This is a genomic window from Photorhabdus luminescens subsp. luminescens (assembly GCF_001083805.1).
Lineage (GTDB): Bacteria > Pseudomonadota > Gammaproteobacteria > Enterobacterales > Enterobacteriaceae > Photorhabdus > Photorhabdus luminescens.
On sequence record NZ_JXSK01000012.1, the window covers coordinates 81,642 to 95,452 of the forward strand.

The 13,811-nt window shown below is 41.1% G+C and carries 12 protein-coding genes; 10 read left to right on the plus strand and 2 right to left on the minus strand.

The features are described from left to right. Positions 1-99 precede the first annotated feature (99 nt). A complete protein-coding gene (gene ilvC / locus TI10_RS21875; protein ID WP_049585441.1) occupies positions 100-1,578 on the minus strand; it encodes a ketol-acid reductoisomerase in 1,479 nt (492 codons plus the stop codon). A 190-nt stretch (positions 1,579-1,768) separates the two neighbouring features. On the opposite strand from ilvC, the gene ilvY reads away from it, so the two are divergent. Then, on the plus strand, positions 1,769-2,650 hold the full coding sequence (ilvY, locus tag TI10_RS21880) for an HTH-type transcriptional activator IlvY (protein WP_049585443.1): 882 nt from the start codon (positions 1,769-1,771) through the stop codon (positions 2,648-2,650). Between the two features lie 705 nt (positions 2,651-3,355). Then, a complete protein-coding gene (locus tag TI10_RS21885) occupies positions 3,356-4,210 on the plus strand; it encodes an AraC family transcriptional regulator (RefSeq protein ID WP_049585444.1) in 855 nt (284 codons plus the stop codon). A 479-nt stretch (positions 4,211-4,689) separates the two neighbouring features. Here TI10_RS21885 and TI10_RS21890 read toward each other — a convergent pair whose 3' ends face one another. Further along, complete coding sequence (locus TI10_RS21890) at positions 4,690-5,799, minus strand: flavin-containing monooxygenase (protein WP_244161686.1); 1,110 nt, start codon at positions 5,797-5,799, stop codon at positions 4,690-4,692. A gap of 392 nt (positions 5,800-6,191) precedes the next feature. Between TI10_RS21890 and TI10_RS21895 the strand changes: the two genes are divergently transcribed. The 8 genes from TI10_RS21895 (at position 6,192) to emrA (ending at position 13,810) form a co-directional block, all read left to right on the plus strand. Continuing rightward, entirely contained in the window at positions 6,192-7,370 is a 1,179-nt protein-coding gene (locus tag TI10_RS21895; RefSeq protein ID WP_049585446.1) for a LuxE/PaaK family acyltransferase, read from the plus strand. Between the two features lie 16 nt (positions 7,371-7,386). Next, on the plus strand, positions 7,387-7,743 hold the full coding sequence (locus TI10_RS21900) for an iron-sulfur cluster assembly scaffold protein (protein WP_049585448.1): 357 nt from the start codon (positions 7,387-7,389) through the stop codon (positions 7,741-7,743). Then, positions 7,740-8,930, plus strand: coding sequence for a cysteine desulfurase family protein (locus TI10_RS21905; RefSeq protein WP_049585450.1), 1,191 nt, complete (start codon positions 7,740-7,742; stop codon positions 8,928-8,930). Before TI10_RS21900 ends, TI10_RS21905 begins: the two co-directional genes overlap by 4 nt. A gap of 115 nt (positions 8,931-9,045) precedes the next feature. Continuing rightward, the gene (locus tag TI10_RS21910) at positions 9,046-9,282 is read left to right on the plus strand and encodes an acyl carrier protein (RefSeq protein ID WP_049585451.1); all 237 of its coding nucleotides are present in this window, start codon (positions 9,046-9,048) and stop codon (positions 9,280-9,282) included. 155 nt (positions 9,283-9,437) lie between these two features. After that, positions 9,438-10,703 carry a beta-ketoacyl-[acyl-carrier-protein] synthase family protein gene (locus TI10_RS21915; RefSeq protein WP_049585453.1) on the plus strand — a complete coding sequence of 422 codons (1,266 nt, stop codon included), beginning with the start codon at positions 9,438-9,440 and terminating at the stop codon, positions 10,701-10,703. Then, a complete protein-coding gene (locus TI10_RS21920) occupies positions 10,700-11,515 on the plus strand; it encodes a MaoC/PaaZ C-terminal domain-containing protein (RefSeq protein WP_049585455.1) in 816 nt (271 codons plus the stop codon). The genes TI10_RS21915 and TI10_RS21920 overlap by 4 nt, the downstream gene beginning before the upstream one ends. A gap of 56 nt (positions 11,516-11,571) precedes the next feature. Then, complete coding sequence (gene fabG, locus TI10_RS21925) at positions 11,572-12,315, plus strand: 3-oxoacyl-ACP reductase FabG (protein ID WP_049585457.1); 744 nt, start codon at positions 11,572-11,574, stop codon at positions 12,313-12,315. A gap of 322 nt (positions 12,316-12,637) precedes the next feature. Next, entirely contained in the window at positions 12,638-13,810 is a 1,173-nt protein-coding gene (emrA, locus tag TI10_RS21930; protein ID WP_049585459.1) for a multidrug efflux MFS transporter periplasmic adaptor subunit EmrA, read from the plus strand. The last annotated feature ends 1 nt before the right edge of the window (position 13,811 follow it).

The following is a 13,811-nucleotide window of genomic DNA, read 5'->3' on the forward strand; positions in this document are numbered from 1 at the left end:
TAAATCGTGACTTATCCTTCAAGGCTTTAGCAAACGGTCTCAACAACCATTTCATTGGATTCAAAGAGGGAGGATTTCTCCCCCTTATCTTTATCAACATCAACCGCCAACAGCAATACGTTTCATATCTGTCATGTAACCACGTAATACGCGGCCAACAACTTCAATTGGGTGGTTACGAATAGCCTCGTTTACATCGCGTAATTGGGCGTTATCAATACCGTTATCTGCAACGGACTTACCTAAATCACCCGCCTGTAGCGAACCCATAAACTTCTCTTTCAGCAACGGAACCGCAACATGAGAGAACAAATAGTTACCATATTCTGCGGTATCAGAAATAACGACATTCATTTCGTACAGGCGTTTACGAGAGATAGTATTCGCAATCAGCGGTAATTCATGCAGAGATTCATAATAGGCAGATTCAGCAATAATACCGGTATCAACCATAATTTCGAATGCCAGTTCAACCCCGGCTTTCACCATAGCAACCATTAAAACGGCGTGATCAAAGTATTCCTGTTCACTGATTTTGCTATCATATTCAGGTGAATTCTCAAACGAAGAGTTACCCGTTTCCTCACGCCAGCCTAACAGCTTTTTATCATCATTGGCCCAGTCAGCCATCATCCCGGAGGAAAATTCACCAGAAATGATATCATCCATATGTTTCTGGAACAGCGGCGTCATAATTTCTTTCAACTGCTCAGACAGCGCATACGCTCGCAATTTTGCCGGGTTAGACAGACGGTCCATCATCAAGGTGATACCACCTTGTTTCAGTGCCTCTGTGATGGTTTCCCAGCCAAACTGGATCAATTTTCCTGCATAACCCGGCTCAGCGCCATCTGCCACCAATTTGTCATAACACAGCAGAGAACCAGCCTGTAACATACCGCACAGAATAGTTTGCTCACCCATCAGGTCAGATTTCACTTCAGCCACGAAAGAAGATTCCAGAACACCAGCGCGATGCGCTCCCGTTGCCGCAGCCCATGCCTTAGCGATTGCCATGCCTTCACCTTTCGGATCGTTTTCCGGGTGAACTGCGATCAAAGTAGGCACACCAAAACCCCGTTTATATTCTTCACGCACTTCAGTACCAGGACACTTAGGCGCAACCATCACCACAGTGATGTCTTTACGGATTTGTTCACCTACTTCAACAATGTTTAAACCGTGAGAATAACCCAGCGCAGCGCCTTCTTTCATCAACGGTTGAACTGCGTGAACAACAGAAGAGTGTTGCTTATCCGGCGTCAGGTTAATGACCAAATCAGCCTGCGGTATCAACTCTTCATAAGTGCCGACTTGAAAACCACTTTCCGTCGCTTTACGCCATGAAGCACGTTTTTCTTCAATGGCCTCTTTACGCAGGGCATAAGCGATATCCAGACCGGAGTCACGCATATTCAGGCCCTGATTCAGCCCCTGCGCTCCGCAACCGACGATAACCACTTTTTTACCTTTTAAATACCCTGCTTCATCAACAAACTCTTCCCGCGCCATAAAACGACATTTACCTAACTGCGCCAACTGCTGACGCAAATTCAGCGTATTAAAATAATTAGCCATTAGTGACTCCGTTATCATGTTGTGCTCAGCAATGAAGTGCTGCGACTGTTTTTTAGATTTCCCCACCCTGTGAGGCGGTTATATATTTTCAATATATGACATGAAAGCCATTGCTTAAATTGATATATTAACAATACTACATTGCACTTTATGCAATACAGATTATTAGACAGGAAAAGGAGAATAGGCTATGGATATACGCGATCTCAAACTGTTTCTACATCTGGCTGAAAGCTGTCATTTTGGCCGTACAGCAAAAGCAATGCATGTCAGTCCATCCACATTATCTCGCCAGATTCAGCGTATTGAAGATATTTTGGGGCATCCATTATTTTTACGGGATAATCGCACCGTAAAACTGACCTTTGCCGGCGAGCAATTTAAACAATTCGCCCAACAGACATTGTTACAATACCAGCAACTAAAACACTCACTGAATCAACAAAGCCCATCTCTAAGCGGCGAATTACGTCTGTTTTGTTCAGTCACCGCGGCCTACAGTCACTTACCACAGATCCTAGACCGTTTTCGTGCAGAACATCCTATGGTTGAAATCAAACTCATCACGGGTGATGCCGCAGATGCAGTCAATAAGATACAGTCTAATGATGCCGATTTAGGCATCGCCGGTAAGCCGGAAAAACTTCCAGATAATGTCAGCTTCACCAAAATCGGTGAAGTCCCACTGGTACTGATCGCGCCTTCCCTTCCCTGCTCTGTACGTGCGCTTGTCATACAAGAGCACCCTGACTGGAATAACATTCCCTTTATTTTGCCGGAACATGGCCCTTCGCGTAAGCGCATTGAATATTGGTTCCGCCGCCATAAAATTAACAACCCTTTGATTTACGCTACTGTGTCCGGTCATGAAGCTATTGTTTCTATGGTTGCATTGGGTTGTGGAGTAGCATTAATTCCCAATGTCGTTGTAGAAAACAGCCCTGAACCGGTACGCAATCGCATATCTTTATTAGACAATATTTCCCTAGTAGAGCCGTTTGAGTTGGGTATATGTGTACAGAGAAAACGGCTCAATGAACCCCTGATTAAAGCATTTTGGGGATTGTTATAACAAACTGCGCTAACAGGTCTTTTTATTCATTACAAGCCTGATGCAACTTATTCTTGGTATTATGCCAATATACGTATACCCGTCATCTTTCAAGTTGCCTCTTTGTTGGCTGCACTCACTCACCCCGGTCACATAGTTCTCTATGCTCCCGGAGATTCGCTCCCTTGCCGTCGCGATGCAGCTTGAAATCCATAGGGTATATAATTTATGTGGCCTAATTCACAAAGAACATAAAAATATAACCATATTGTTCTCATGATAATATGTTTAATATAAGTTATAACCAATCAAAATAATTATATGGAAATATTGGCCCCGCATTAAATTTTTGGTCATTAATTATGTTACAAAAGAAAATACTTTTAATTATATCAAGCAGATAATAGCTATTTAACATTAAATAATTTAGATATTGTTAAGATTGGCTAGCAAAAATTGAATATTCCACCAGCAGAAAACAGAGTGGAAAATAATTCTTTACGCCATGCCATAACAATATTTTCCAATAATGAGATTATTTTTCCCTAGATACCAAAGGAGGCAACTTCATAATAATAATTTAATAATATTGCGATGACATAATAACTAATATTAATTATTTAACGAGTTAATATAGTTTAATTAAAAAATAACACCAAGGATTTATAATAATTAAATAAAATAATTAATTAAAATACACACAACAATTTAATAAAGGACACCATCATGTTACACAAAATAGACAAATCACCGTATTTTATTAAATTCTATAAATTCCATCTACAAGATCTGGTTTTCTCTTACAATATGCAAACAGAATGGCATCATCATCCTTGTATCCAATTAAGTGTATCACCACATAATTCACTCATGAGGATTGATACCGAAAATGAATCGAGGCAAGTACATGGATTCATTATTTCCTCTAATATTAGACACAAATTACACTCAGAAGGGCAACTCTGTTTTAATTTACTGATAGACTTAGCCAACCCGCTATGTCATTTATTACTACATCAAATGAGAGGTTCAGACATAATATATTTAAACCAAGAATCATCTGGCTTGATAGCAAACTATTTTAGTCACTGTTTACAATCAGAAACCTCTCCAGATATTTTCATCTTAAATAACCTTTTAGGTAAAATAGAAGATTGCCATTGTTATCAGGATAAACGAATCATGAAAGCAGCCTCTCTTATTACTGAATTACCGGTTAAATGTATATCTTCTCGTGAAATATCAAATCAACTCTACTTATCCGAAAGTCGATTCTTGCATCTATTTAGAGAAAAAATGGGCACTAATTTCCGTAGTTATCTATTATGGAAACGTCTGCATCATGCTATTGATGAGATACATTCATCAGATTCACTAACTTTATTAGCTTGTAATAGCGGATTTTCCGATGGCGCACATTTCAGTCGTACCTGTATGACGCTATATGGATTAAGGCCCTCTGAATTAAAACATGCCAGTAAGAACAGAATCCAACAAGCACAACAAAAATATTTCAATTTATCATCAACATTAACAGGTCTAAATTCTACAAAGCAAAATATCTGTGTTATGAATAAATAGCATTTTTGATAAATTACCTAAAATAAATAATTTATATTTATAACCGTTATTATCAAAGTCAGTATGTTAGAGATTCTGTATCATTTTATTCCTAATAGCACATTTAGTACCTATCCCAATAGGCGTAATTGTTGCAGGCAGTTTGAACACGGACAGCGCGGAAAAACCGGAGCGTACACGTAGTACGTGAGGATTTTGAGCACTGCCCAGGTTCAAAATGGCAAATAAAATAGCCCTATTGGGATAGGTAGTTACTATATTATGCACTTTTAATAATGATACAGAATTCAGAATAATGCCATAACAATACTACCGAATAAATCATCAATCCACGACAAATAAAACATACAGAGTAAAATATCACTATTCTGTATTAATAATTCATTTTAATGATATACCCTTCATCTTTCAAGCTGCTGCTTTGTTGGCTGCTTTCACTCACCCCAGTCACATAGTTATCTATGCTCCTGGGGATTCGTTCACTTGCCGCCGCGCTGCAACTCGAAATCTATTAGGTATACATGCCCTTTCAGATAATTTTCTACCCATTTAGCGACGCGACAAGTGTCTTTATAAGCCCCTAACATCAGTTCAGAACCACGGCTACTCAACCATTTCCGCCCAACGATAAATAACCCAGGATAAGGGGTTTTCCCACCTTCCGCATGGCCATTTTTACAAACGAATCCATTAGCATCCGCAGCGCCGGGAAGCGTTAACCATGCCGTATCATCTTTATATCCCAAACACCAGATAACGGTATCCACCTCATATTGATTGCCAGACAAATCACATAATTTATTGTCTTTTATATCAACTAACCTATTTGCTATTTTTATATCCAAAGCGGCTAACCGATGGTTTTTCAGATCGCCACAAGGGATAGGATTACGCCGCCGCATGATTTTCCCTACCAAACTGTCATAATTGGCAAATAACAGACCACTTTTGCTTAACCACCAAAAGATATCTTTGCCCAGTATTCTATTAGGTAAGAGAGGACGGGAAGAACCGCAAAATAACGTCACCTTCGTCGTTGCCGCTAAATCCTTAGCAATCTGACGGCCACTCGCACCATCACCAATGATAGCGACTCGGCTGCCCGCTTTAATTTGCTTAGGCTCACGATATTGATCTGCTGCGATTTGCTGTATATCGGTAGAAAGCTGTTCAGCAAACGCCGGAATATCAGCTAATTGATTAGCCCCTGTTGCATTAACTAGACAAGGCGCATGAAATACTTTTCCGTCTTTTGTTTTAACGCGATAGCCATTTGTATCATGCTTCACTTCAACCACTTCGGTTTGCGTATATATCGCAAGGTTATGATGTGAAGCATAGCGCTCAAGGTAATCAGCAACCTCATTTTTATCTGGATAGCCTTCTTTAATTCCAGGAAACGGTAAGCCATGAAGTTGAGTCATACCGCGTGAAGTGAATAATAGCATATTATCTGGACGCCTACGCCACACATCACCAATACGCGCCTCTCGCTCTAATATACAGACATTAATATTCTTAGCCGCTAACATAGCCGCTAGGCTTAATCCAGCTTGGCCGGCACCTACAATTAAGCAATCCATATTCATTATGCGTACTCATTTTTTAATTTGATATTTATCAATATTTTTTATCATCATCGAAATCTTAGGACAATGAAAAACTTTACAAAAGAACATCTAATAGATCAAAAAACAACGAACATCACAAAAATATAAAAGACAATTAAAAAATTTACTTGAATTAACTGGTCATATTCGCACTAAAGTGAACATTTTGAATAAATCAGCTATTTTTAGCATAATTTTAACAATATTGACAAATCCATATAATAATCAAAGCAATAATATAGCCAATTTATTCAATAAAAATAAATTATTAATGACTATCCTTTTTGCCTACATAACTTATGCTTTATTGCTATAACTTATAATAAACAAAGATTAATTTATCTACTCATTACCCTACCGGAGATAAAAAAATGGAAAATATCAAAAATATATACAACGGTATAAAATCTCGTGGCGGAAATCCGCTGAAATGGTTAATAGCCGATGTCGATCTGCTCTATAAGCTGTCTAAAGAAGAGCAACAGGAATTAAAAGCCTGTTTGCTCAAAGACGCTTTTCATTTCCATTATCACAATAATCCTTACTATAGAGATATTTGTGAAAAACAAGGTATTAAACCAGAAGACATCCAGAATTATAATGATTTAGTTCGCATCCCACTGATACCTGTTGCAACTTATAAATCAGCCGAAAGCCATCGTTTATTAAGCAAGCCATTATCTGAAATCGAACATGAAATGCGCTCAACGGGTACCAGTGGAATTCCTAGCGTTTATCGTCGTTGCCACGATACGATGGATCATACCGTATTGGCTGTCTATTCTAATTATCGCAGTATATTCAAAGTATCTGGTGGTGCCGGCCTATGTTTATGCCCATCAACAGAAGATATTCCAGAAATGGCGCTGGTTAAAATCTTTAATTTCCTGACAGGTTTGCTCGATACCCGACGCTATATGATTAATCAGGACCGCTTCTCCCCAGAAGATGCACTGAATCAATTAATCCAGTGGAAAGGCAAATTCACCCGGCATTTAATTGGCCCTCCATTCATGATCCATCGTTTTATCACGTTCCTAAAAGAGAATAATACCAAGCTCACTTTAGATCGCGATAGCATGGTCATTACTATGGGCGGCTGGAAACGTTTTACCGGGGATATGATCTCCCGCGGCGAATTAAATGCAGATATCGAAGAATGGATGGGCATTCCAGCTTCCCGGACACGTGATATGTATGGTCTGGTCGAAGCAAACGTTCTTGCTATCGAAGATGAATATAATCATAAGCATGTTCCTCCTTATATTCATTTCTCCGTTCGTGATCCTAATGATTTAACACGTGAGCTACCTGATGGTGAAACCGGGCAATTAGTGATTTTAGATCCACTTTCCGTTTCCACTCCCGGCATGTTACTAACAGAAGATTTGGTCTACTTGCGTACCGATCCTAACAAATCCTGGCGTAATTCTCAGCGAGTTCAGTTTGTTATGCGTACCGCTGCTGCTAAAGAGTTTGGTTGCTGCGCAGTCAACCTTGAGAGAAAAATGTCAGACGATGAAAGTACCCCTGTGACACCCGCTGTATAAATAGCAAGGTGGAATTATGTTTAACAACATCATTATTGACAACTTTTGCAATCCTGACTGCCAGGGGTCGTTATCCGCCCCCACCATTAAATTGGCATTAGGTAACCCGGTATGCGGTGACAAGGTTGATATCGACCTAGCACTGGATAACCAAGGGCGAGTAGATAATGCCTGTTTTCGTGCATGGGGATGTACCGCCTCCCTGGCAATGTCTAACCAATTTTGTCGCCATGCTAAGGGTAAGACTCTCGAAGAATTGAATGCATTATCACCTGAGGGCATTGATGCGTTATTAGGCGAGTTAGAACCCGCACAACAACACTGCCTTGATATGCTGCATAAGCTATTTGAGCAGCTAAAGGGAAAAATATGACAAGCCTATACTTCGACTACAACGCCACAACACCGCTAAGTGTTAAAGCGCAGTTGGCGATTAAAGATGCAATGTCTATTTTTGCTAATCCGTCCAGCCACTACAGCTTAAGCGGCATGGCTAAAAAGTTGCTCACTGACGCTAGAAGATCGATGGCTTCATTAATGGGCACAGTGCCAGAGCAAATCCTATTTACATCAGGAGGAACCGAAAGTAATAACCAAGCCTTATCCAGCTTGTTAGCAACGCTTCCCGGTTCGGATCTGTCTGCCCATCATGTTATTAGCTCTTCCATTGAGCATCCGTCTGTTCTGGCGCCGTTACTCTGGTATCAGCAACGCGGGCTTCAGCTAACGCTGATCAATCCCGATAATCAAGGGCGGATAAGTGTACAAAGTATCCAGGAAAACCTACGGCCGCAAACCCGTTTGATCACCTTGATGGCGATTAACAACGAAACCGGTGTGATCCAACCCTATGAAGCTGTCGCCTCTTTAGCAAAAGAGGCCGGTGTTTACCTGCATATTGATGCAGTACAGGCTATTGGTAAGCTTCCTTTCAACTGTGACACCCTTTCCGGCGTAACGACAGTATCTTTCTCCGGCCATAAATTTAACGGCCCGAAAGGTATCGGCGGGCTCTACCATGCACCAGGGATTCAATTAAATCCTTTGCTACATGGCGGAGGGCAAGAACAAGGAGTACGTAGCGGCACTGAGAACACCTTAGGCCTTGCAGGACTAGCGGCGGCAGCTAAAGAATCACTGAACGGCTTGCAAGAACGCTTCAATACTTACAAAACGCTCAGAACAACCTTGCTATCTCAGCTAGATAAGCACCATGTTAATTACCTGATTAACGGCAATACCAATCCAGCGTTTCAGGCGCCTTGGACACTCAATTTAAGTTTCCCAGGTCTTCGCGCTGAATCATTAGCCAGCAGGCTAGATTTACGTCACGGCATCTCTTTATCTCTAGGATCAGCCTGTAGCAATAACAAATCAACACAACGTTCTCACGTTCTGGCTGCTATGGGGTTACCCGATGATCGTATTGATAGCGCAATACGCATCAGCTTCGGATATACCACAAGCCAAGATGATATTGAGATACTGGCTAACGCCATTAAACAAGAAACGTATAACTTACTTAAAATTTCAGGGAAATCTTTAATTACCCAGGAATAATAGCAAAACGACATTTAAAAGACGGTGTGGCAGGAATAACACATTTATTAATTGATACCTATATTCCTGCACCTAAGCTCCGCCAATATTATTTAAACTTTTAGGGGACATTAATATGAAACTGTTTGAATTACTTCAATCTCAAATTACTGAATTAACTGATATCGAACCAGAAGATATTACTCTTGATACCCTACTTGACGATATTCATTTGGTAAGTCTGGATTTCGTCTCTATTCAGGTTGCTTTAAAAAGAGAAATGGGAATTCAACTGAATTTCGATAAGTTCCAGCGAGACGACACGACGACAATTGGTGATTTTGTCAATTATGTCAGTGAATTAGCAAAATAATCACCACCAATACACTGGGATGTTAGCTGTCTATGACAATATCACAACACAGCTAACATTCATTTTTATGATGCTTTTATCTGCCAATCCTATTATTTGGTTGTATTAAAAAACAAAGCATGTCACCAGGAAATGAATTTTGGAGATAATGTTTCATGAATATTCAAACGGGCTATCGTCGCGTTGCCGTCACAGGCTATGGTTCTATCTGTTCTCTTGGGCAAAATACCCAAGAAATTTGGGATGCAATCCTAAACTATCGTGTAGGCTACAAAAAAGAAGCCCACCCAGACGCTTCTGTTGTAGCTAAATTTTTCGGCAATATCCCTTTCTCTCCTGATGTATCTCGGTTTTCCAAAAAGTTATTAAAGAACCTGCCCAAATTCAGCAAACTTGGGCTGATTGCGGCGGATGAAGCAATCAAAATGGCATTTGGTAACGACAAAGCCGCTCTTGACGAAAATTACTCCCCTTTTGAACGCGGCGTCATTTTTGGTACGGGTTGGGGTGGAGAAGATGCAACCGTTGAAAACAGTCACTCCTATGCTGATCAAGGCATTGCCTCGCCTATGACCAATATCATGTCTATGCACAGCGTAGGGACAGCGGCGATTTCAATGAACTGGAATTTACGGGGATATCAAAATACCCCGGTTGCAGCTTGCGCAACCGGCAGTATGGCGATAGGTGATGCGTTTGAACTTATCCGCAGCGGACGCGCTAAAATGATGTTGGCAGGCGGCGGCGAAAGTATCAGAGATCCATTCATCGTCTGGAGTATCGACATTCTTGGGGCACTGAGTAAAGAACAGGAATCTGTCGAAAAAGCCTGCTGCCCATTTAGTCAAGATCGCAGTGGTTTTGTTATGTCAGAGGGCGCCGCAATATTATGTCTTGAAGACTATGACAGCGCTGTTGCCAGAGGCGCCAAAATATTGGCGGAAGTGATTGGCTATGGTAATTACTCTGATGCGTCAGATATGACCGCCCCGGCGCCAGATTGCAAAGGGCGGGTCATGGCGATTCAGATGGCGCTGGAACAAGCCAAACTCTCCATCTCAGATATTCACTACATTAATGCTCATGGGACATCAACCCCACTCAACGACATTAACGAAACCGATGTTCTAAAAATGAGTCTGGGCACGCACGCTTATCGTATTCCTATTTCCAGTACAAAATCCTATACAGGCCATCTTATTGCCGGAGCAGGAGCAATTGAATCTATTTTCTGTATCAAAGCGATAGAGACAGCAACGATTCCTGCAACTATGCACTTGAATAATCCTGATCCGCTATGCGATCTGGATTACGTCCCCAACATCCACCGGACTCACCAAGTTATCGACACTGCTTTAAATGTTAACTATGGCTTCGGTGGTACAAACTGTGCGCTTATTTTTAGGAAAGCCGACAGATGAACGTTCAATTCAGCAAAGAAGATCTCAGTCAATGGGCTAAATTCTCTGGAGACTACAATCCTATCCATTTTGATGAAAAAATCGCAAGAGAAGTCGGGTTGGGTGGTATTGCAGTACATGGCATGCTGGCAATGATCCCGCTCAAAAGCGGATACGATTATCTGTCACAACCAAATGGGGAAATGGGCAGACAGTGGCACGTTAATTTACGCAATCCCGTACCTCTGGATGCCTGCTATTGTGTCAAAACTAAGCACACTGACCGAAACGGGAAAACAACTTTTAATCTGCAAGACGAAACAACTAACCTGAAACCTCTGGTTGGTCACTATAGTTGTTTCGATTTTTCACAAAAAACTAGCTTTCCCGAAAAACCACGTTGCCAAGTTGCCATACAAGAGACAATAAGAAAATCCGTCGAATTCAAACATACCTTCCCGGAAGTCAATGAGTTCTGGATCTTTCTCGATGCGCTGATGTTTTATCTTTTTATGCAGCAAAGTGCCAAAACTGCGCTAGCAACAGAATTTAAAACCTATTTTGGCAAACAAGAACATGACGAAACATGCCTCAAAGACCTTATTGTCTTACATGTTATGCATACAGTGAGTTTTTCTCCAACGCTGCTCAATCGCCAAATCCCAGATGAAATGCCGAATATCGAATATACCATCCTGCCAAAAGATACATTCGACGTTGATGGCTCGTTATACGGTACGTTAGAAATCCCGATCTGGCTGAATGGAGAAATCTCTTTAGTTGTTGAGATGAGCCTGATGGGCACAACGAAAAGAAAGCAGATTGCCAACTAAGGTTTGATGAATACGGTATTGGCAGACGGATGGCAAAAATTTAGAGGAATAACTTAATGAGTATCAGCACACCTTGGGTTTTTATTTCAGGAGGATCACGTGGTATCGGCAAAGGCATAGTAAAAATGCTGGCAGCTCAGAACTATCACGTGGTTTTCACCTATAAATCAAGTACAAATGAAGCTCAAACATTGTGTCAGGAAATTGAACAGCAAGGTTATCGCTGTGAAGGCTATCAATGTGATGTCTCAAACGCTGAAGAAGTCAAAACATTGTCAACAGAGCTTATCTCACGATATGACGCTCCCTATGCCATCATCAATAACGCCGGAATTACACAAGATGCACTGCTGATAAATATGAAAGAAGAAGAGTGGCACAATGTAATTTCTACCAATCTTTCTTCTGTTTATTTAATCAATCACGCTTTTCTCCCTGAAATGATTACCGCAGGAGAAGGCTGCATTATCCATATGAGTTCAGTTACTGCGTTTAAAGCTAATTCAGGGCAAGTTAACTACGCTGCAACCAAAGCCGCTATGATCGGTATTACCCGCTCGTTAGCAGTCGAAGTCGGCCGATTTAATGTTCGAGTCAATACCGTTGCGCCAGGCTTGATTGATACTGAAATGTTAGATCATATCCCTGCATCACACAGGAAAAAACTATTATCTAACATCCCATTAGGCCGTTTAGGTTCAGTGGAAGATATTGCTCTGGCAATCAATTTCCTGCTCAGCCCCGGAGGACGCTACATCACCGGGCAAACACTCGTTATTGATGGAGGAATGACTGCCTGAGTCAGTTAAATAATTAACATCAATGGCTTCGTCTTCCTATTCTGTGATTATTTGTACCCAGATAAATGTTCTGGGTACTGACACAAAATACCGTTAATCATTGCCAGATAGACAATCCAGCCTATTTGATAAATGTTAATAACAATAATAAATAATTTTAATATTAAACCATGCTTTTAGCGTTAAGTGCTAAATATTAGCAATTTTCATTTTATCAGATGAGAAGGGCTTGACCTTGTAGTGGACTCCAAGGTGTTTAATCAAATATAAGCACATTAATTAAGACAAATTTATTTTTAATCACTGTGATGGGAGAGTACACATGGCTGGAGAAATACAATCACCTCCGCTTAATGAGAAAAAGTCAAAGCGTAAGTTAGCACTGATCCTCGCAACTCTCTTATTTGTTTTTGCCGGGTCAGGTTACTTCGCTTATTGGCTTATTTCATTACGTCATTATCAAGCGACTGATGATGCCTACGTTGTGGGTAATCAGGTACAAGTGATGGCCCAGATCACCGGTAGCGTAACCGCTATCTATGCTGATAATACCGACTTCGTTCAACAAGGCGACATTCTGCTACGTTTAGATTCTATTGATGCGGAACATGCTTTTGAACGAGCAAAAAATACATTGGCTAGTAATGTCAGACAAACTCACCAAACCATTATTGATAACGAAAAACTATTGGCAAATATTGAGCTCAAAAAAACGGCATTACAACAGGCTCAAGATGATTTAAAACGACGTGAACATCTGGGACTCACAGGCGCTATCGCCAAAGAAAATCTGATTCATTCCCGCAATAGCGTGCAAACAGCAAAATCTGAGCTGAATGTTGCCCGACAACAATATTATGCCAATCAAGCATTAGTTATAGATACCCCATTAGATCAACAACCTGCGATTAAGCTGGCTGCTTCTCAGCTCCGCGATGCATGGTTAACCTTACAACGTACCCAGATTGTAGCGCCGGTAACAGGCTACGTTTCCCGCCGCAGCGTTCAAGTAGGCTCACAAGTAAAAAGCGGCGCTCCGCTGATGGTTATCGTACCCGCTGACCAGCTTTGGGTAGAAGCTAACTTCAAAGAAGTCCAACTCGCCAATGTCCGTATTGGTCAACCCGTAACACTGATTAGCGATTTCTATGGCAATGATGTCATTTATAAAGGCCGGATTGTTGGTCTTGATATGGGAACGGGTAGTGCATTTTCTTTATTGCCGGCACAAAACGCCACCGGTAACTGGATCAAAGTGGTTCAACGTTTACCTGTCCGTATTGAACTAGAAGCACAACAGCTTATTGATCATCCTTTACGCATCGGTTTATCCATTCACGCCACGGTTGATACCCGAAATCGGGATGGTCTAGTACTTGCCAATACGCCTCGTAACGGCATGGTTTACGAAACCAACGTCTTGTCTTACAACACAGGAGAAATTGAACGCCTAATTAACGAAATCATTCAAGCCAATATCAGTAAAAATGAGTGAG

Bases quoted from the DNA above. Each gene is read 5' to 3' on its own strand.
- ilvC (WP_049585441.1), bottom strand. From the start codon at position 1,578: ATGGCTAATTATTTTAATACGCTGAATTTGCGTCAGCAGTTGGCGCAG.
- TI10_RS21915 (WP_049585453.1), top strand. From the start codon at position 9,438: ATGAATATTCAAACGGGCTATCGTCGCGTTGCCGTCACAGGCTATGGT.
- TI10_RS21890 (WP_244161686.1), bottom strand. From the start codon at position 5,799: ATGAATATGGATTGCTTAATTGTAGGTGCCGGCCAAGCTGGATTAAGC.
- TI10_RS21905 (WP_049585450.1), top strand. From the start codon at position 7,740: ATGACAAGCCTATACTTCGACTACAACGCCACAACACCGCTAAGTGTT.
- TI10_RS21885 (WP_049585444.1), top strand. From the start codon at position 3,356: ATGTTACACAAAATAGACAAATCACCGTATTTTATTAAATTCTATAAA.
- emrA (WP_049585459.1), top strand. From the start codon at position 12,638: ATGGCTGGAGAAATACAATCACCTCCGCTTAATGAGAAAAAGTCAAAG.
- TI10_RS21920 (WP_049585455.1), top strand. From the start codon at position 10,700: ATGAACGTTCAATTCAGCAAAGAAGATCTCAGTCAATGGGCTAAATTC.
- TI10_RS21910 (WP_049585451.1), top strand. From the start codon at position 9,046: ATGAAACTGTTTGAATTACTTCAATCTCAAATTACTGAATTAACTGAT.
- TI10_RS21895 (WP_049585446.1), top strand. From the start codon at position 6,192: ATGGAAAATATCAAAAATATATACAACGGTATAAAATCTCGTGGCGGA.
- fabG (WP_049585457.1), top strand. From the start codon at position 11,572: ATGAGTATCAGCACACCTTGGGTTTTTATTTCAGGAGGATCACGTGGT.
- ilvY (WP_049585443.1), top strand. From the start codon at position 1,769: ATGGATATACGCGATCTCAAACTGTTTCTACATCTGGCTGAAAGCTGT.
- TI10_RS21900 (WP_049585448.1), top strand. From the start codon at position 7,387: ATGTTTAACAACATCATTATTGACAACTTTTGCAATCCTGACTGCCAG.